This is a genomic window from Corynebacterium sp. HMSC055A01 (genome assembly GCF_001809405.1).
GTDB lineage: Bacteria > Actinomycetota > Actinomycetes > Mycobacteriales > Mycobacteriaceae > Corynebacterium > Corynebacterium hesseae.
Genome location: NZ_KV797575.1, coordinates 1 through 18,372, shown reverse-complemented (window position 1 = coordinate 18,372; position 18,372 = coordinate 1). Strand labels below are relative to the sequence as shown.

Annotated in this window: 20 protein-coding genes; 9 read left to right on the top strand and 11 right to left on the bottom strand. The window is 63.1% G+C overall.

All coding sequences use genetic code 11. The annotated features are described in order from the left end of the window. Positions 1 to 32 precede the first annotated feature (32 nt). Positions 33 to 626 carry a DedA family protein gene (locus HMPREF2604_RS06170; RefSeq protein ID WP_154736787.1) on the top strand — a complete coding sequence of 198 codons (594 nt, stop codon included), beginning with the start codon at positions 33 to 35 and terminating at the stop codon, positions 624 to 626. Here HMPREF2604_RS06170 and HMPREF2604_RS06165 read toward each other — a convergent pair. Continuing rightward, a complete protein-coding gene (locus HMPREF2604_RS06165) occupies positions 623 to 826 on the bottom strand; it encodes a cold-shock protein (RefSeq protein ID WP_010189920.1) in 204 nt (67 codons plus the stop codon). The genes HMPREF2604_RS06170 and HMPREF2604_RS06165 overlap by 4 nt on opposite strands. Positions 827 to 917: 91 nt before the next feature. Here HMPREF2604_RS06165 and HMPREF2604_RS06160 point away from each other — a divergent pair, with 91 nt between their 5' ends. Next, on the top strand, positions 918 to 3,290 hold the full coding sequence (locus HMPREF2604_RS06160; RefSeq protein ID WP_070564074.1) for a DEAD/DEAH box helicase: 2,373 nt from the start codon (positions 918 to 920) through the stop codon (positions 3,288 to 3,290). Here the strand turns inward: HMPREF2604_RS06160 and HMPREF2604_RS06155 are convergent. The 8 genes from HMPREF2604_RS06155 to HMPREF2604_RS13615 all read right to left on the bottom strand — a co-directional run bounded on the left by HMPREF2604_RS06155 (position 3,287) and on the right by HMPREF2604_RS13615 (position 8,798). Continuing rightward, entirely contained in the window at positions 3,287 to 3,631 is a 345-nt protein-coding gene (locus HMPREF2604_RS06155) for an Rv3654c family TadE-like protein (RefSeq protein ID WP_070564071.1), read from the bottom strand. The genes HMPREF2604_RS06160 and HMPREF2604_RS06155 overlap by 4 nt on opposite strands. Next, positions 3,628 to 3,951, bottom strand: coding sequence for a hypothetical protein (locus HMPREF2604_RS06150; RefSeq protein WP_070524107.1), 324 nt, complete (start codon positions 3,949 to 3,951; stop codon positions 3,628 to 3,630). Before HMPREF2604_RS06150 ends, HMPREF2604_RS06155 begins: the two co-directional genes overlap by 4 nt. Next, complete coding sequence (locus HMPREF2604_RS06145; protein WP_070524105.1) at positions 3,951 to 4,139, bottom strand: DUF4244 domain-containing protein; 189 nt, start codon at positions 4,137 to 4,139, stop codon at positions 3,951 to 3,953. The genes HMPREF2604_RS06150 and HMPREF2604_RS06145 overlap by 1 nt, the downstream gene beginning before the upstream one ends. Before the next feature lie 69 nt (positions 4,140 to 4,208). After that, positions 4,209 to 4,766, bottom strand: coding sequence for a type II secretion system F family protein (locus tag HMPREF2604_RS06140; protein WP_070524103.1), 558 nt, complete (start codon positions 4,764 to 4,766; stop codon positions 4,209 to 4,211). Beyond that, complete coding sequence (locus tag HMPREF2604_RS06135) at positions 4,766 to 5,515, bottom strand: type II secretion system F family protein (RefSeq protein ID WP_070524101.1); 750 nt, start codon at positions 5,513 to 5,515, stop codon at positions 4,766 to 4,768. The genes HMPREF2604_RS06140 and HMPREF2604_RS06135 overlap by 1 nt, the downstream gene beginning before the upstream one ends. Beyond that, the gene (locus tag HMPREF2604_RS06130) at positions 5,512 to 6,648 is read right to left on the bottom strand and encodes a TadA family conjugal transfer-associated ATPase (protein WP_070524098.1); all 1,137 of its coding nucleotides are present in this window, start codon (positions 6,646 to 6,648) and stop codon (positions 5,512 to 5,514) included. The genes HMPREF2604_RS06135 and HMPREF2604_RS06130 overlap by 4 nt, the downstream gene beginning before the upstream one ends. Beyond that, positions 6,645 to 7,661 (bottom strand): septum site-determining protein Ssd, encoded by a 1,017-nt coding sequence (gene ssd / locus HMPREF2604_RS06125; RefSeq protein ID WP_070524096.1) that lies wholly within the window; start codon positions 7,659 to 7,661, stop codon positions 6,645 to 6,647. The genes HMPREF2604_RS06130 and ssd overlap by 4 nt, the downstream gene beginning before the upstream one ends. 336 nt (positions 7,662 to 7,997) lie before the next feature. Beyond that, a complete protein-coding gene (locus HMPREF2604_RS13615; protein ID WP_141746438.1) occupies positions 7,998 to 8,798 on the bottom strand; it encodes a DUF3800 domain-containing protein in 801 nt (266 codons plus the stop codon). 328 nt (positions 8,799 to 9,126) lie between these two features. Between HMPREF2604_RS13615 and HMPREF2604_RS06115 the strand changes: the two genes are divergently transcribed. Then, positions 9,127 to 9,942 (top strand): HAD family hydrolase, encoded by an 816-nt coding sequence (locus tag HMPREF2604_RS06115; protein ID WP_070564068.1) that lies wholly within the window; start codon positions 9,127 to 9,129, stop codon positions 9,940 to 9,942. On the opposite strand, the gene HMPREF2604_RS06110 is transcribed toward HMPREF2604_RS06115, so the two are convergent. Then, complete coding sequence (locus HMPREF2604_RS06110; RefSeq protein WP_070564065.1) at positions 9,939 to 10,628, bottom strand: oxidoreductase; 690 nt, start codon at positions 10,626 to 10,628, stop codon at positions 9,939 to 9,941. The genes HMPREF2604_RS06115 and HMPREF2604_RS06110 overlap by 4 nt on opposite strands. Before the next feature lie 104 nt (positions 10,629 to 10,732). On the opposite strand from HMPREF2604_RS06110, the gene HMPREF2604_RS06105 reads away from it, so the two are divergent. The 6 genes from HMPREF2604_RS06105 to HMPREF2604_RS06080 all read left to right on the top strand — a co-directional run bounded on the left by HMPREF2604_RS06105 (position 10,733) and on the right by HMPREF2604_RS06080 (position 17,813). Further along, complete coding sequence (locus tag HMPREF2604_RS06105) at positions 10,733 to 11,227, top strand: phage holin family protein (protein ID WP_070531763.1); 495 nt, start codon at positions 10,733 to 10,735, stop codon at positions 11,225 to 11,227. Between the two features lie 88 nt (positions 11,228 to 11,315). Then, complete coding sequence (locus HMPREF2604_RS06100; protein ID WP_070564063.1) at positions 11,316 to 12,218, top strand: alpha/beta fold hydrolase; 903 nt, start codon at positions 11,316 to 11,318, stop codon at positions 12,216 to 12,218. A 221-nt stretch (positions 12,219 to 12,439) separates the two neighbouring features. Further along, positions 12,440 to 14,035, top strand: a complete 1,596-nt coding sequence (locus HMPREF2604_RS06095) for a peptide ABC transporter substrate-binding protein (protein WP_070564060.1) — start codon at positions 12,440 to 12,442, stop codon at positions 14,033 to 14,035. Between the two features lie 202 nt (positions 14,036 to 14,237). After that, positions 14,238 to 15,164, top strand: a complete 927-nt coding sequence (locus HMPREF2604_RS06090) for an ABC transporter permease (RefSeq protein WP_070524085.1) — start codon at positions 14,238 to 14,240, stop codon at positions 15,162 to 15,164. After that, the gene (locus tag HMPREF2604_RS06085) at positions 15,157 to 16,116 is read left to right on the top strand and encodes an ABC transporter permease (RefSeq protein WP_070531771.1); all 960 of its coding nucleotides are present in this window, start codon (positions 15,157 to 15,159) and stop codon (positions 16,114 to 16,116) included. Before HMPREF2604_RS06090 ends, HMPREF2604_RS06085 begins: the two co-directional genes overlap by 8 nt. Further along, positions 16,116 to 17,813: an ABC transporter ATP-binding protein gene (locus HMPREF2604_RS06080; protein WP_070524081.1), complete on the top strand. Its 1,698-nt coding sequence runs from the start codon at positions 16,116 to 16,118 to the stop codon at positions 17,811 to 17,813. The genes HMPREF2604_RS06085 and HMPREF2604_RS06080 overlap by 1 nt, the downstream gene beginning before the upstream one ends. Before the next feature lie 246 nt (positions 17,814 to 18,059). Here the strand turns inward: HMPREF2604_RS06080 and HMPREF2604_RS06075 are convergent. Beyond that, positions 18,060 to 18,372, bottom strand: a 313-nt coding sequence (locus HMPREF2604_RS06075; protein ID WP_141746437.1) for an HNH endonuclease signature motif containing protein, incomplete at its 5' end; no start/stop codon positions are given.

Here is an 18,372-nt window from a genome sequence, read left to right as displayed (position 1 = left end):
TTGCGTCTATTACTGCATGGTTCGAGGTCATCATGGCCACACAGTGGATTTATCCGCTGGTGGGTTCACTGATTTTCCTCGACTGCTTCTTCCCCGTTTTGCCTTCGGAGGTTCCCCTCAACATGGTGGGCGCCTGGTCTGGCTCCCAAGGTTTCCCCCACCTTCCCACCATGTTTTTCGTCGCCATGGTTGCCGCAATTTTGGGGGATAACTTGTGCTTCCTCCTGGGAACGCGGCTCATCGCCCTTATTAATAGAGCCCAAAAGGGAACGAAGGCCTACGACGCTTTGACGTGGGTCAAGCGTAATATTCGGCGCAGCGGCGGCGCGGCCATCATCATCGCGCGCTTCATCCCCTCGGCCCGCCTGTTTATGACGATTCTGCTGGGCTCCATGCGCTATCCCTGGCCGCTGTTTTTCTTCTTCGACACCTTCGGTGTCCTGTTGTGGGTGGCGCAGGCGCTAGCCATTGGCTACCTCGGCGGCGTGGCCTTCTCCGGCTCACCCGCGATAGCCATGCTCATTTCCATCATCGCCGCCATCATCATCGGCTTCGGCCTGCAAAAGGGGCAGAATAAGCTGCTGGAATGGTGGGATACCCGGCGCGGCTACGCCGAGTCCCCCTAAACCACCTCGACGTTGGTGGCCTGCTGGCCTTTAGCGTCTTCCCCAATCTCAAAGGAGACGCGCTGGTTATCTTCGAGGGTGCGGAAGCCGGTTCCTTGGATTTCGGTGTAGTGCACGAAGATGTCGCCGGAGCCGTCCTCCTGCTCAATGAAGCCGTAACCTTTTTCGGCGTTGAAGAACTTGACGGTACCGTATGCCATGATGAGTTGTCCTTTGCGGAAATAAAGTAGTGCAAACTAGTGCACCAGTGTGCCACGTTTGGGCACCTACAGCAGATTAGTGGAGGCAAGCGTGAGTGAGAACCCTCTGGGTGAGGAGCTCGTCGAGCACCTTGTTGAGTGTTTCCCCGAGTCCGAGCTAACGCACTCCACCACCCTGCCTGCCCAACCAGCACGCTATGCCGAGTGGCCCGAGTGGGTCCTGCCGGAGTTGCGGGAGGCGTTGGAGGAGCAGGGCGTCGCCAAGCTCTATGCCCACCAGGTCGCCGTGGCACAGGCCGCGTGGGAGGGGCGCGACGTCGTGGTCTCCACCGGCACGAGTTCCGGAAAGTCCCTGGGTTACCGTTTGCCCATTCTGTCCCGTCTGACGCAGGACCCGACCGCGTGCGCGCTCTACATCACGCCGACGAAGGCGCTGGGCTCGGACCAGCTGCGCACGGTGCTCGAGCTCACGCAGAGCATCGCCGCGCTTCACGACGTCCACCCCGCCCCCTACGACGGTGATACCCCCACCGAAGCTCGCGCCGGTATCCGCGATCAGGCGCGGTTTATCTTCTCCAACCCGGACATGATTCATTCTTCTCTGCTGGGCGCGCACCAGCGGTGGGCGCGGGTGCTGCGGCACTTGAAGTTCATCGTGATTGATGAGGCGCACGCCTACCGCGGGGTTTTCGGGGCGAACGTGGCGCTCGTGGTGAGGCGTTTGCTGCGGCTGTGCGCGCACTATGGTTCGCGGCCGGTGGTGATTGCGGCTTCGGCGACCATGCGGGATCCCGCCCGGCATGCTGCACGGCTGACGGGACGCGAGTTTCTCCCCGTAACCGAGGATGGCGCGCCGACGGGCGCGCGGACGGTAGCGCTGTGGGAGCCGGGTTTCATGGAGGGAATTGAGGGCCAAAACGGCGCCCCCGTGCGCCGCGCCGCCACAACGGAAGCGGCCTGGATGATGGCCGCGCTCGTGGCGCAGGGCGCTCGAACGTTGACCTTTGTGCGCTCGCGGCGCGCGGCAGAGACCACCGCGCTGCGGGCAGCAGAAGAGCTCTCCGGGAGGCTGGGCCGGCCGGATTTTGCGCGCCGGATTGCCGCCTACCGCGCGGGGTATTTGGCCGAAGACCGCCGCGCGCTGGAGCAGGCGCTGGACGATGGCTCCCTGCTCGGCGTGGCCACCACCTCGGCTTTGGAGCTGGGCATCGACGTCGGCGGGCTCGATGCCGTGGTCACCGCTGGGTTCCCGGGCACGGTTGCTAGCTTCTGGCAGCAGGCCGGGCGCGCGGGCCGCCGCGGCCAGGGCTCGCTGGTGGTGCTGGTGGCCCGCGATGAACCGATGGACACCTACCTGGTTCACCACCCAGAGGCACTGTTGGGCCGACCGGTGGAGGCCAGCGTGTTCAACCCGGCTAACCCCTATATCCTGGCCGGGCACGTGTACTGCGCGGCGGTGGAGAAACCGTTGTCTGATGCCGACGTAGCTGCCTTCCGCGCCGAAGACGTGGTCCACGACCTAGCCCAGCAAGGCTTGCTGCGCCGGCGCCCGCAGGGTTGGTTCGCCGCTCCCCTGCCGGCTGACTCAAGCGAGCTCACCCCGGAGACCGCGCACACAGCAGTCTCGCTGCGCGGCGGTTCGGGCGAGGAAGTCATGATTGTGGATTCCTCCGATGGCCGCCTGCTGGGCACCATCGATTCAGCCCGCGCGGTAAGCCAGGTGCATCCCGGCGCGGTGTACCTGCACCGTGGCGAGAGCTTCGTCATCGAGGAACTTCACCTCGGCGGAGGCGATGGTTCGGCGTCCGCCGAGCCGGGCGTGGCCCTCGCCGTGCCAAAGGCCCCGGACTACACCACGCAGCCAAAGTCCACGACGGATATCCGCATCCTGAGCGAAGCCGATGACCTGGTGAACTACGCTCCCGGCCTGTGGGTGGCCAGCCTGGAGGTTGAGGTGACCGATAAGGTCACCGGCTACCAGGTACGGCTTCCCGATGGCTCCGTGGGCGAGGATATCCCCCTTGACCTGCCGGAGCAGCGCCTGGTGACCCGGGCGGTGGCCTACACCATCGATCCGCTGGCACTCGCAGCGATGGGAGTCACCGCCGGGCGCACCCCGGGCACCCTCCATGCGGCCGAGCACGCCGCCATTGGGTTGCTACCGCTCATTGCCACCTGCGACCGCTGGGATATCGGCGGCGTGTCCACCGCCCAGCACGCCGATACGGGCTTGCCCACGGTCTTCGTCTACGACGGCCATCCCGGCGGCGCCGGCTTCGCCGAGGAAGGTTTCCGGCGCTTCCCCGAGTGGATCAAGGCCACCTTTGAGGCCGTGCGCTCCTGCCCTTGCGAGTCCGGCTGCCCGTCGTGCGTGCAATCCCCCAAGTGCGGCAACGGCAACAACCCACTGGACAAGGCAGGCGCTATAGCCCTCCTCGGCGCGCTGGTCACCATGACCTCTTAGACCGGACCGGCGCGGGCGATAGCGCTGCGCCCGCGCAGCCGGGCAATGACCTCCACGTCGCGCCCATCGATGTCACAGGAGCCGAGTTCCGCGCCGTTGAGCGCGGCGATCTCTGTGGCCTTCGTGCAGGCGTCCCTGCCCTTGGCTACCTCCCACGCACCGGCCACGGCGGCGAGGTCCGCCGCCACCTGTGCTTCGTGCCGCGCTACAACGAGTGAAGCAACTGCCGCAACCGCCAGCAACAGAGAAGCCACCGCGGCGATGATCCCGGCGGTGACGACGGTGGCATAGCCCTCCTCCCCCGCCAGGATCCTTCCCCAACTACGCTGACGACGCCTCATGGCTGCGCCCCGTTGTTCCCACCCGCTGCCATCTCCGCGGGAAACACCGCCTGCGCGCGCATAGTCCCCAGCGGTGCCGGCACGGCGGCCTCAGCGGTCATAAGCCCGGAGCCTTCGCTCACGTTCACCGTCACTCCATCGCGCTGAAAGTCCACGCCGATGGCGGCGGAGCGGGCTGCAGCGCCCGCGGCGTCAACGGCAGCGAGGTGGGCCGACAGCGTGGCGATGCCACCCACGATTCCCGCGGCAACGATGACGAGTGCGGACAGCGACAATGCGGCCTCAATGGTGACGGAGCCGGCGTCATCAAGCGCGCGCATTAGCCTGGGGTGTTGGACAGGGCGTCGGTGATGATGGACGTGATAGCGCTGGTAACTTCGCCACCATTGACCACGGCATAGAGCACCGCGGCAAGCGCTGCGGCCGCGAGCGAACCCATGGCATATTCTATCGTGGACATACCATCATCATTCGCTAATAGTAACTGGTAGTTTACTTTTTTCTGCATGATTTACCTAGCTTTCTTTTACTGTGTTTGTGTCGGTTGTGCGTTCTGAAAATGGTTGATTGTTCTGACTTAAAAGAGTTGCTGGCCCAAGCTGATAAGGACAGGTATCAACCCAAGGACCAGGAATGCGGGAAGGAAGCACACTGCCAGCGGTGCTGCGATGAACACACCAGCGCGCTCCGCCCGCGCGGTAGCTTGTGCCGAGGCTTCGGCACGCAGCTGCGCCACCAACCGGTGGCACCCCGTAGCCATGGCCGCGCCCGATTCGCCAGACAGCTGCGTAAGCCGCACCAGTTCTTCCAAATGCGGCTGACTGGCCAGCGCAGACCACGCGGTACTCATGGGAACCCCCACCCCGATGAGAGCGGCCGCCTCCGACCACTGCGGTGAGGCTTCAGCGACGGCTAGCACAGCACTGCGCGTGGAGAGACCGGCCTCTAGGCACGCGGCGAAGAGCTCCAGGTCGCTGGCAGCATCGAGCGGACTATAGTCCACTTCGGGACCATCGCGCGGCGTCTTCGGGCGCGGTGTGCGCGAGCCCGACTGGGCTATTCGTCCAGACGGTGCAGCAGAGGTAACAGCGAGTGCCGCAGCCATGAATGCAGCGGAGATATACGTCAAGACCATCACTGCGCCGCCTTTCGCAGAATGAGGCGCGACCAGGCGAATCCGGCGCAGACGAGGGCCACGCCGACGTCGAGAAGCACGCCCCCAAGGCCACCACCGAGCAAGAACCCCAGGGAATCCGCGCCCATCGCCCCACCCATAAGGATGCCCGCCAGCGGCAGGCACGCCAGGATGACCGCGGTGGCCTGTGGCCCTTGCAAGGAGGCCGCGGTCTCACCGGCATGGCGGCGCGCGGTATCCAGCTGGCTTTGAGCCTGCTCAATGAGGTTCGCCAACGCCACGCCATGGCGCCCCGAGAGCGTCAGCAGCGCTGCATAGCGGGCCACCTCTGGCGCCGTGAGAGCAACCGCAGGCGAACCTCCTTGCGCCGCGAGACCCGCCGCCGTACTCAACGCGGCGCGGAGATTCTCCGGGGTGGAGTCTGGAAGGGCGTCGGCGCCCCGGCGAAGCGCTCCCGCCGTCGTCGATCCCGCCCGCAGCTCGGCGGCAACAGAACCGAAGTAGGAGGCGAGCGCCTCCGAGCCACGGCGCTCACGCCGGGACGCCGCCAGGTCATTGGCAAACCACAGCACACAGGCCACAATGCAGCCCACCGCCACCACGACAGTGGGCCTGCCGAAGAAGACACAGCACCCGACCCCGAGGAAGAGCGCCCCGGGTGCCAGCGAGCGAGGCTTCGGCGATTCCAGCCGCGTCACCGAAGCAGGCTGCGAAATCAAACACGCCGCCGCAAGGAATAGCCACATCATGGTTCCACCCCCAGCCGCGAGCACAGCTGCGAAAACCCGGGAAGCGGGCCGTCTTCGGCCGTCCACACCAGCTGCGGTGTAACCGGGTTTCCCTCCAGCACGCCGAGGTGCGCTAGCCGACGCCCCTCCGGCGTGCGCTCCATCCCGAGGACCACGTGCACGGCGGCCGCCAGCTGCGAATGCAGCGCTACGCGGTCGAGCCCGCCGAGAGCGGCGAGGGCCTCCATGCGGGCGGGCACTTCATCAACAGAGTTTGCGTGCACGGTGCCCGCACCACCATCGTGCCCGGTGTTGAGCGCGGCAAGCAGTTCCACGACCTCCGCGCCGCGGATTTCGCCAACGACGATGCGGTCCGGGCGCATGCGTAGCGCTTGGCGGAGAAGGAGCGACATGGAGATCTCGCCGCGCCCTTCCGCGTTGGCCCGGCGCGATACCAGGGTCACCACGTGCGGGTGATTCGGGGAAAGCTCCGGAGTGTCCTCGATGATGAGCAAGCGCTCGGTGGCGGGCACGCACCCCAGCAAGGCGGCGAGCAACGTCGTCTTGCCGGAGCCCGTCCCTCCCGTAACCAGGAAGGATGCCCGCCGCTCAACCACAGCGCGCAGGACGTGCTCCAGGCTGGAATCAATGCTGCCATTAGCTATCAGTTCCTCCAAGCTGGTTTGCGCTTGGCGCAGCACGCGGAGGCTGATACAGGTTCCACTTGCCGAAGGAGGAGCAAGCAACGCGTGGAGGCGAATTCTCGTGCCATCGGGGCGGGTCAGGCGCCCATCGGCAAAAGGTTGCGCATCATCCAACCGCACGCCCGCCACCGCAGCCAGCCGGGTGGCCAGCTGGCGAACCTCGGCGTCGTCGGCGAAGCCAATATCGCGTGGCTGCAGGCCCTGCCCGCAATCAACGAAACAGGCATCAGGGCCATTGACAACGACATCGGTCAGCCCCGGCAGCGACAGGACCGGCTCCAGCAGTCCCAAGCCCACGGAATCGTGGCGCAGGCGCTGCAAAAGGTCGAGCACGTCGACATCACTGATGACACCGGCTTCCTGGCGAATGCGCCGTGCCAAGGCCGGTGCATCATGGGCCAGCTGTGGCTCGGAGGCCACGATGGTGCGCATCGTATCAATCAGGTTCATGCCACGACCTTCCACATCTGGCGCGCGACACGAGCTAGAGCTCGGGGCAACTGGCGCGGCAGCCCACTAGTTTCCACCGTGCGGGTCAGGCCACGGATCGTCGGCAACTCAGCGATGGGATCCGCGTGAGTCACCGTGGCAATATCGCTGGCATCCAGGCCCGCCCACTGGCGGTTGCGCACGACGACGGAGCACTCCTGCGGCCGGGCACGAAGCTCCGCCACCAGCTGCGCGCAGGCGGCGGCCGCCCGCACCTCTGCGGCAGTCAGCACCACCACGTGATCCGCCGCATCGGGGATATCCCACGGCGGGCAATCCACCACCACTGTTCCTGGATATAAACACGCAGCTTGCATGATGGCCGCGCGCCGGGCAGCACTCATCTGCACCGCCTCTGCGCTGGCGGACCTAGCAGCGGAAAGAACCGCGATGCCATCCGGGGTGGTAGGCAGAGCACGGACGAGGTCTGCTGCATCAACTGAACCGGTCCCCGCGGCAAGATCCGGCCACCGCGCGCCGGGCTTGTTCTCAATTCCGGTGAGCAAATCGAGACCACCGGAATAGGGGCTCGCATCAACGAGGAGATCCGCGCCCGCCTCGCGGGCCAGAGCCACCGCCACGGTCGAGGCACCCAAGCCCCCAGCGGAACCAGTCACCGCCAGTGTTAAACCGGTGGACACGGTGGTCTCCGGAGTGGCGTCTGCTGCCAGTGCGCCCAGGAGCTCTTTCGATTGGGCGGGCACGATAAAGGCGGCCGTCGCGCGGCAGCACAGCGCGGCCTCATAATCGATGGGCCCCGGATCCAAGGCCAGGAAGTACACCCGCGGATGCCCCGCCACGAGACGAGCCGTCAGCGAATCAGCCAAGACGGCGTCTGCCTTGGGCAAGTGCCGGGAGAAGTCCCGCGGGTCCTCCACGGTGCTCACTTCCGCAGTACTGGCGGCTGCTGCGGAGGCTGCCTCTGCTCGCAGCGTGGAATCCCCAACGGCGATAACTAGGTGAAACGTGCTCATGTCTGAAGCATGCGCGAGCGCACCAACCGCGCGCTAGAGCTTCCTAGTCACCTGTGGATAACTTCGCCTTTGTGGCGTCTTCCGCACCCATTTTGCTGACGCTTGAACAAAATTACCGGGGCTCACGTACAAAAACTCACAGGAAACCGTGCTTCCACGATCCTTAGAATCCGCCATTAAGAGTCAAAAGCAAATACCCCCGAGCCACGCTCGAGGGTATCGCAATAAGTGCGGTAAAGAATGGCTTGGTTAGCCATAAAACTCGGGTAGTAAGTCTGAGACTAGGCCCGAGGGGCGCTTGCTTTTAGCCTGCGGCTATGGCGTTCAGCGCCTCACCTAAGAGTATCGTTGGCGCTTCAATTCTGTCAATGACCTCTCATGGCTTGTCTCAATCTTCAAAAGTGGTGTACGGCAGTCACCAAAATGACTCTCGCCTAATGCGGCCGCAATGCCCTTCGAAAGCCGGGCCTTTGGCGAACGATCTTCCAAGAAAGCCTCCAACCCCACGTCTTCGATCTTTTTTCGCGCATGGAAAACCGAACTAGCAAGCAGATCTGCCACCTGTAGTGCCGGACAAGTCCGAGAATCCAGACTAACGGCCGTTGCAAACCGCTTATTTCCAAATCGATTGTTGAGAGAGTTCACTAGAGTGTCTCCGTAGGAAACCCCTACTGGGACATCAATGTGGTCGAGCATCACCACCCCAACTTCACGGCGAGTAACCAGACCCCGAAGCAGCCGATCTGTCGCGAACAAATGCCCCTGCCACTGTTCTCGACTACTCCACGGATCGAAATGCCTCTTGTCCAAAACAAAAGCTCCGAACGTGCACCCCGAGCTTATCGCTGTTCGAAAAACATCAAGCAAAATCGGCTCAGAGTGCTTAGTAACTTTCGAGAACTTAATCTCGTCAGCCTTTGTGAAGTTATTCCGCTCACGACATGCCTTAATCTCCCGCGAAAGGAAATCAGGATCCTTCGTGCGCACAGCCGCAACAACGAAATGCTTACCTAACGTGCCTTTACTTCCGGCTTCATCTACAAAGTAGACGGCACTTTCTGCAGCAAGCGGCAAACTCACCTGAGGAGGACCTGATCCCTTTTGGTGAGAAAATGAATTTGCTCGATAGCTTGTCACAGCTGAGAGTTTATCGCCGTGCTAGGACATCAAATATGTCTCAGCTCGATGGCCACAGACGAGCCCGGTATTTGAAAAAGGTGATGGCCCGCGCCTCGGGGGGGTGTGCGCGGGCCATCGGTAACCCGGCATCGGGGGGGTGCGCCGGGGCAGGCCGCACTGTATATCGGGGCCTTGCACCTGACATTATGACATGCGAAAGAAGAGATGACAACAGCGAACGACAAGATTCCTTGAGATTTCGGGCAATCTCTTTGCGTACTCCCGATTCTGCCTGCTAAGGGGCTACGATGAGCAGGGTAACTCGCACACAAACGGCAGGCCCTCGATGACCGGTACCCCTTTTCCCTCTCACGGCACCACTCGCGCAGCCGCGTTCTTCGACTTGGACAAGACGATTATTGCCACATCCTCGGCCTATGCCTTCGGCCGCGAATTCATGCACAACGGTCTCATCACCCATGCCGAGGCGCTCCAGCTGTCTTTAGCCAAGGCCAGTTATATGCTCGCCGGCCACAGCAGCGAGCACATGGACACCACCCGTGATCAGCTCGCCGCCATGGCCGCCGGTTGGTCCGTTCAGGAGGTCCACGACATCGCGGTGGAGACCATGCACACAGTGGTCACCCCTGCCATTTATGCGGAGGCACGCGCGCTTATCGACGCCCACCGCACCGCCGACCACGAGGTGGTGATCATCTCGGCGTCGGCAAGCGTGCTGGTCGAACCCATCGCACAGGAACTGGGCATCGAGCACGTCGTGGCCACCGAGCTCGCCGAGAAGGACGGCCGGTTCACCGGGGAGATCCTGTTTTACTGCAAAGGCGCCGCAAAAGCTGAGGCACTGGCGCGCATTGCTCAGGAGCTCAACGTCGACCCCGACGCGTCCTTTGCCTACTCCGATTCCGCCACAGACATCCCGATGCTGGAGCAGGTTGGCCACCCCGTTGCCGTGAACCCGGACCGCCTGTTGAAGAAGCACGCCATCACCCACGACTGGGAAATCCGCACCTTTAAACACCCCGTTCCGCTCTTCACCGCCCCCAGCGCCCGCGAATTCGGTATCGGCTCGGCGGTCGTGGCCGGCATCGCAGCCTTAGTGGTCGGCGGGATTTTATTTGCACGGCAGCAGCTGCGCGATTAAGCCGCTTGCGCGATGCCGTCGGCTTCGCGGGCGCCGGCCTCCCAGGCGTCGAGAAGCAGCGTAATGAGCACCGCCGGGTCCTGATCGTAAGCGTCCAGTGCCGCGCGATAGTCCGCGCGATGACGGTTGAGGTAGGTCTCGGGCACGGCGAATCCCCGCGGATCGAAGCCCGTATGGATAGCGGCAGTGCGCGAGGCGACGAGCGCCACGGCGGTGCTGCGCGCACCGAACAGCGAGCGCGCAGCAATCTCCGCGTGCAGTACCACCGGCAATAAACGATCGAAATCCACGCCGGCTCCGCGCGTGATGAGCTGTGCCAGCGCCTGTGCCACCGCTGGGTCCTGATCGGGATGACCCACACCGCCCGCCGCGACATCGATACTGGCCAAGACCTGCAGCGGGGCCCGTGCGAAGGTCCGCACCGTGGCGACCTGTTTTTCGGGAGCGAGGAGGGAATAAGCGCTAACTGCGGGCGGGATACCGTCAGCCTCAAGCGGCGCGCCGTCGATCGCCGCGGCCGCCCGCGCACCGCGCAAGAGTGATTCGGAAGAGATAACGTCAAACTTGCGCAAGCCCGCGGGGCGGCGGTGCACGCGCGCAATCGCTGCGGCGGCAGAACCAGCTTTATCCTCCACCCCAGATAGGGCCATCAGCGGGGTCAGCGGGTCAGAATGCGGCATACCCATTACAATAACGCCGTACCCACTTTGCGGGCCGCACCACATGAACTCTGGAAAGTTCATTACTATGGCCGATATAGATTGCGACAAAACAGTAGGAGTTTTTAACCGTGAGCAACGACGGACTATTCACTGACGGGTCCAACAAGTTCGCCCCGAAGGTAGACGGCATTCCCTTGAGCGATGCAGATACCTCCCGCCGCGGCGAAGCATCCATCGGCCAGCTCGTATCCAACGCCACCGAACAGATGTCCCAGCTGGTTCGCTCCGAGGTCGAGTTGGCTAAGACCGAGCTCGCCGCTTCCGCAAAGAAGGGTGGCATCGGCGCGGGCATGTTCGGCGTTGCCGGTACCGTGGCGCTGTATAGCTCCTTCTTCTTTTTCTTCTTCCTGGCGGAGCTGCTGTCCAAGTGGCTCGACCGCTGGGCAGCCTTCCTGATCGTCTTCCTGCTCATGGTGGTCATCGCCGCCGTCGTGGCCTTTATCGGTTTCAAGCAGGTCAAGCAGGTCAAGGCCCCGGAGAAGACCATCGAGTCCACGAAGGAACTCAAGAAGCTGGTTCCGGGTAAGGCTGAAAAGTCCATCGAGCGTGGCCTCTACACCTAAACCTTTAAGGTCCTTTTAACTCTCCCGCCCCGAGCACATGCGTTCGGGGCGGATTTCGTCTGTGCACCCTCCCATGAAAGGCCCGCCCATGAATCCCCTACCGCCCTCCGTAGTGGAGCTTGACGGCCCCTTTGAGCACGAGTTCCTGCACACGCGCGGCATCCGCCTCCACGCGGCTACCGCCGGCAACCCGGACGACCCGCTGGTGCTGCTACTCCATGGATCTTTCGGCGGGTGGTTCGACTTCCGGAATGTCATTGCCCCGCTTGCCGCCGCAGGCTTCCACGTCGCTGCCCTCGACATGCGCGGTTTTGGCATGTCCGATAAACCACCGCTCGAACCCGGCCAGGATATCCGCGTGGCGGTTGGTGATGTCAGCGGTGCCATCCGCGCATTAGGCCACGACGACGCCTACCTGGTGGGCGCGGATACCGGTGGTGCGGTGGCGTGGGCGCTGGCTACCGAGCGGCCCGAGCGGGTACGCGGGCTGGTATCTGTTTCGGCGGCACACCCAGCTGATCTCCGCCGCGCCATCGCCGCGCGCCCCTGGGATTTTGGGTGGGTTCTCCTGCGCGCGGCCTTGTGCCGACTGGGAAAGACTGGCGCCCCGAGCCTCCTACTGAGAGAGTCCACGTACCTCCGGGAGATGGATCTCGACGCCCTCGGCTCCTTCAGCGGCGCCGAGCGGGAGGAGGCCCTGCGCCTGCGCGTGGCTTCCTCGCGCATCGGAAACGTCCGCCGCGGAATCATCTGGAATCACCGACTGCGCACCGCCGTCGTTCCGCTCAGTTGGCTCGAACTCACAGTTTCTTGCCCCACCCTGTTTATCCACGCAGATCAGATGCTCTGGCGGCCAGTGGCGCGGCGGGCGGCGCGGCGCTGCCGTGGGGACTTCACCGCCACCACTATCCCCGGGTCCAAGAACCTGCCCTATCTTGAGAACCCGCATGGTTTTACTCAGACCATCGTTCACTGGATGCGAGATAGGTAACATTCACCGCCCTCCGTGCCCCACCCCTCTCAGGGGGATGGGGATTTTTTAATTCGTTGACAAAACCGCAGGTTAAGAAAGAATACCTACCAATCTATAGCTTTTATCACAGGACATATTTTTCAATTCCTTGTATATGAGGCGCGCCACGCGGTAGCTTCATATCAAACCAACACCACAGGTTTTCTACATCTTTCGCACCACGGAGGTCTAAGACCCACATGACGCTCAAGAAGACGCTCGCTGCTCTCTCTGTCGCTACTCTGCCGCTCACCCTCGCGGCTTGTGGTGGCGACAACTCCGGTTCAGACTCTGCTTCCGGCTCCGGCGATGGCATCGTCACCGTCAACGGCTCCGAGCCGCAGAACCCGCTCATCCCGGCCAACACCAACGAGGTCGGCGGCGGACGCATTGTCGATTCCATCTACGCTGGCCTGGTCTACTACGACGGCGATGGCGAAGCTCAGAACGAGCTGGCTGAATCCATCGAGCCGAATGACGACAACACTGAGTTCACCGTCAAGCTCAAGGAATCCAAGTTCTCCGACGGCTCCCCAGTGACCGCGAAGAACTTCGTGGACGCCTGGAACTACGCCGTGGCCAATGACCAGCTCAACGCTTCCTTCTTTGCCAACATCAAGGGCTTCAAGGAAGGCATCAAGGAGATGGAGGGCCTCAAGGTCGTCGACGACCACACCTTTACCATCGCCCTGAACAGCCCTGAGCAGGACTTCCCGGCGCAGCTGGGTTACTCCGCGTTCTACCCGCTGCACGAGTCCGCCCTGGAGGACATGGACGCCTTCGGCCAGAACCCGATTGGTAACGGTCCGTACAAGCTGACCGAGTGGAACCACAACCAGGACGCCACCGTCGTCCCGAATGAGGAGTACAAGGGCGGCCAGACCCCGCAGAATGACGGCATCAAGTTCGTCTTCTACGCAGGTCAGGACGCGGCCTACGCCGACCTGCTGGCAGGCAACCTGGACGTCCTCGACGCCGTCCCGGACTCCGCTTTCGATGTCTACGAGGCCGACCTCGGCGACCGTGCCGTGAACCAGCCGACCGCCATCTTCCAGTCCTTCACCTTGGGCGAGAACCTCGAGCACTACTCCGGCGAGGAAGGCGTGCTGCGTCGCCAAGCCATCTCCTACGCCATCAACCGCGAGGAGATCACGGACACCATCTTCAAGGGCACCCGTACCCCGGCCAAAGACTTCACCTCCCCGGTTATGCCGGGCTACTCCGAGGACATCAAGGGCAACGAGGTCCTGAAGTATGACCCGGAGAAGGCCAAGAAGCTGTGGGCCGAGGCTGACAAGATCAACAAATGGGATAACCCGACCCTGGAGATTGCCTACAACTCCGACGGCGGCCACAAGAGCTGGGTGGATGCAACCACCAACTCCATCAAGAACACCCTCGGCATCGAGGCAGTCGGCGCCCCGTACCCGGACTTCAAGTCCCTGCGCGATGAGGTGACCAACCGCACCATCAAGTCAGCCTTCCGCACCGGCTGGCAGGCAGACTACCCGAGCCAGGCCAACTTCCTTACCCCGCTGTACAAGACCGACGGCTCTTCTAACGACGGCGACTACAGCAACCCGGAGTTTGACAAGCTTCTCGACGAAGCCCTGACCTCCTCCTCCGAGGAAGAGGCCAACAAGAAGTACACCGAGGCCCAGGAAGTCCTGTTCAAGGATCTGCCGGCCATCCCGCTGTGGTACTCCAACGCCACCGGCGGCTACTCCGAGAACGTCGACAACGTCGTGTTCTCCTGGAAGTCCCAGCCGGTGTACTACAACATCACCAAGAAGTAACGCCACTTCCGCTACTTCCCACGACCCCCGCAGCCACCGTGGAGCGGGGGTCGCCCCACGTTTTCACTCATAAGTGTGATTCGAAACGCGCTATAGATTTCTCGCAGACTTGGATCACACACTAAAATTCTTATGAGCTACGTAGGCGTCTGCTAAGAAGGCGTCGACAAGCACCTGCCCACAACGAGTAAAGGACCACACTATGCTGCGCTATATCGGGCGCCGAGTGCTCCAGATGATCCCGGTGTTCTTCGGAGCCACCCTGCTCATCTATGCGCTCGTCTTCTTGATGCCCGGCGACCCCGTCGAAGCCCTTGGCGGTGACCGCGGCCTTACCGAGGCTGCCCGCGCCCGCATCGAGGCGGAATACAACCTAGACAAGCCGTTCATCATTCAGTATCTGCTCTACATCAAGGGCATCTTCATGCTGGACTTCGGCACGACCTTCTCCGGCGTCCCCGTAACCCAAGTGATGGCCAACGCCTTCCCGGTCACGGTGAAGCTCACCGTCATGGCCATCATCTTTGAATCCGTCTTCGGCATCCTCTTCGGCGTCCTCGCCGGCATGCGCCGCGGTGGCTTCTTCGATTCCACCGTGTTGGTCATCTCCCTGCTCGTCATCGCAGTGCCGTCCTTCGTCATCGGCTTCGTCTTCCAGTACCTCGTGGGCATCAAGTGGGGTGTCCTGCCGGTCACCGTCGGAGCGAACGCCACCGTGAAGTCCCTCCTCATGCCGGCCATGGTGCTCGGCGCGCTCTCCCTGGCCTACGTCATTCGCCTGACCCGCCAGTCCGTGGCTGAGAACCTGCGCGCCGACTACGTGCGCACCGCTCGCGCGAAGGGCCTGTCCAACGGCGCGGTGACCCTCCGCCACGTGCTGCGCAACTCGCTGATTCCCGTGGCCACCTTCATCGGTGCTGATATCGGCGCGCTCATGACCGGCGCCATCGTGACCGAAGGCATCTTCGGTATCAACGGCGTCGGCGGCACGATGTACCAGGCCATCCTGCGCGGTGAGCCAACCACGATTGTCTCCTTCACCACGGTGCTGGTGATCATCTACATCATCGCCAACCTGCTCGTTGACCTCCTGTACGCCGTACTTGATCCGAGGATCCGCTATGCCTAATTTCGAGAAAAACACCCCCTACCCGGGCCAAGAGCACTTCGTCTCGGAAACCGATGAAACGGGCCTCGGCGCCGTCGACGCCGTCAAGGACGAGTCCGCCCCGTCCTCCCAGTGGGGCGAGGCCTGGCGCTACCTGCGCCGCCGCCCACTGTTCTGGATCGCGGCCGTGATGATCCTCGTGGCCATCCTCCTAGCCATCGCACCGGGTCTTTTCACGAGCACCGACCCGCGCCTGTGCGAGCTGTCCAAGTCCCTCGCCCCCGCCGAGCCGGGCCACCCCTTCGGCTTCAACCGCCAGGGCTGCGACATTTACGCCCGCGTGATCTACGGTGCGCGCGCGTCGGTTGCCGTCGGCGTCCTGACCACCATCCTCGTCGTGGTGCTGGGCTCCTTGATCGGCGCCATCGCCGGCTTCTTCGGCGGCTGGATTGACTCCGTCCTGTCCCGCATCACCGACATCTTCTTCGCCATCCCGCTGGTGCTCGCCGCCATCGTGGTCATGCAGATGTTCAAGGAGCACCGCACCATCGTCACGGTGGTCTTGGTGCTCGGACTCTTCGGCTGGGTCTCCATCGCCCGCATCACGCGCGGCGCGGTGGTCTCCATCAAGAACGAGGAGTTCGTCCAATCCGCCCGCTCCATCGGCGCGTCGAGCTGGCGCATCCTGTTCAGCCACATCCTGCCGAACGCGGCCGCGCCCATCATCTCCTATGCCACCGTGGCGCTGGGCACCTACATCGTCGCGGAGGCCACCTTGTCCTTCCTGGGCATTGGCTTGCCGTCGACGTTCGTGTCCTGGGGCGGCGATATCTCTGACGCGCAGGCTTCACTACGCGTTGCTCCGGCAGTCCTGTTCTACCCGGCGGGTGCTTTGGGCCTGACCGTGTTGAGCTTCATCATGATGGGTGACGTCGTCCGCGATGCACTCGATCCGAAGGCGAGGAAGCGCTAATGACTAACTCTCCACTTCTTGAAATGAAGGACGTCCACATTTCCTTCACCACCTCCACCGGTGTAGTTGAGGCAGTGCGCGGCGTCAACATGTCCATCTACCCGGGCCAGTCCGTGGCGATTGTGGGCGAGTCCGGCTCCGGTAAGTCCACCACGGCGATGTCTATCCTGGGCCTGCTGCCGGGCACCGGCAAGGTCACCGGCGGCCAGATCCTCTTCGAGGGCGAGGACATCACCCACTACGACAACAAGCAATTCGAGTCGCTGCGCGGTGACAAGATTGGCCTGGTCCCGCAGGATCCGATGTCCAACCTCAACCCGGTGTGGCGCATCGGCACACAGGTCGAGGAATCTCTCAAGGCCAACCACGTGGTGGAGGGCTCCGAGCGCCACCAGCGCGTCGTGGAGCTTCTAGAGGAAGCCGGGCTTCCCGACGCCGAACGCCGCGCCAAGCAGTACCCCCACGAGTTCTCCGGCGGTATGCGCCAGCGCGCGCTCATCGCGATCGGTCTGGCTGCACGCCCGAAGCTGCTGATTGCCGACGAGCCCACCTCCGCCCTCGACGTGACGGTGCAAAAGACCATCTTGGATCACCTGGAGCACCTTACCGAGGAGCTGGGTAACGCGGTGCTTTTCATTACCCACGATCTTGGCCTGGCCGCCGAGCGCGCGGAGCACCTCGTCGTCATGCACCGCGGCCGCATCGTCGAGTCCGGTCCCTCGCGCGAGATTCTGCGCTCCCCGCAGCACCCGTACACGCGCCGGCTTGTCGACGCCGCCCCCTCTCTCGCTTCCTCCCGCATCCGCGCGGCTAAGGAAGCCGGCGTCGAAGCCAAGGAACTCAAGTCGGGCGAGGCCATCGGCTCCACCGCTGCAGATTCATCTTCCGCGGCTCAGGCCCCGGTCATCTCGGTGCGCAACCTCACCAAGGAATTCGATATCCGTGGCCAGCGCGGCGGAAAGAAGCTGTTGAAGGCCGTCGACGATGTCTCCTTCGATATCCGCCGCGGCACCACCCTGGCGCTGGTGGGCGAGTCCGGCTCCGGCAAGTCCACGGTGGCCAACATGGTGTTGGGCCTGCTAGAGCCGACCTCCGGCACCATCGAGTTCGAAGGCCGCGATACCTCGACGCTGTCGAAGAAGGAGCTGTTTAAACTCCGCCGCAAGATGCAGGTGGTTTTCCAGAACCCCTACGGTTCGCTGGACCCGATGTACTCGATTTACAAGTGCATCGAAGAGCCCATGGCGCTGCACAAGGTGGGCTCGCGCAAGGAGCGTGAGGCCCGCGTTGCCGAGCTTCTCGACATGGTCTCCATGCCCCGTTCCGCCATGCGCCGCTACCCCAACGAGCTCTCCGGCGGCCAGCGTCAGCGTATCGCCATTGCCCGTGCGCTGGCGCTGCGCCCGGAGGTCATCGTCCTCGATGAGGCTGTCTCCGCCCTGGACGTGTTGGTGCAGAACCAGATCATCCAGCTGCTCGCGGAGCTGCAGTCGGAGCTCAGCCTGTCCTACCTCTTCATTACCCATGACCTCGCGGTGGTCCGCCAGACTGCCGACGACGTCGTGGTGATGAAGAAGGGCCAGGCCGTCGAGCAGGGCACCGCCGACGATATCTTCGACAACGCCCAGCAGGAATACACCCGCAACCTCATCAACTCGGTTCCGGGTATGCACCTAGAAATCGGCACCGGCCACTAACCCACAACGCCGCCTAACCCGTCAGCCTTCATCCGGCTGGCGGGTTTCGCCTTTTAAGGGGGCTCGCTCTTTAAGGGCTAAGCGTCCCGTTGCTCCTACTGCATCCAACGGCAGGCGAATCGCGACCAGGATCCCCAATTTCCCCGCGCACCATGCTGCGGTTTGCGGGGATCACCGATGTGCCCGTCAACCATCTTTCGGTTGGCGGGATCGGTGGTTGGCGTTGTCCTCTCGATGTCTGGGACATTAACTGTTGTCGGGTGGTGGGTCTGGTGGCTGTCCTGCTTGTTCGGCGTTGAGTCTGGCTACTGCTTCTTGGTATTCGGGCATTGCGGTGATTGGTGTGCCCCAGGGTGGGATGAAGCTGACCCCGGTGTTGAGCCGGTACATGTAGCCGCGCCCGGTAGGCCTTTGTGGGTCATCATCATTGATCCCGTTGTGGTAGGCGCACAGGAAGGTCAGGTTCTTGATGTTGGTGTAGCCTCCCGCCTGCCAGGGCACCAAATGATGCACTTGGCAGTAATCAGCGGGGGACCTGACCCCCGGAAAGTAGACACGT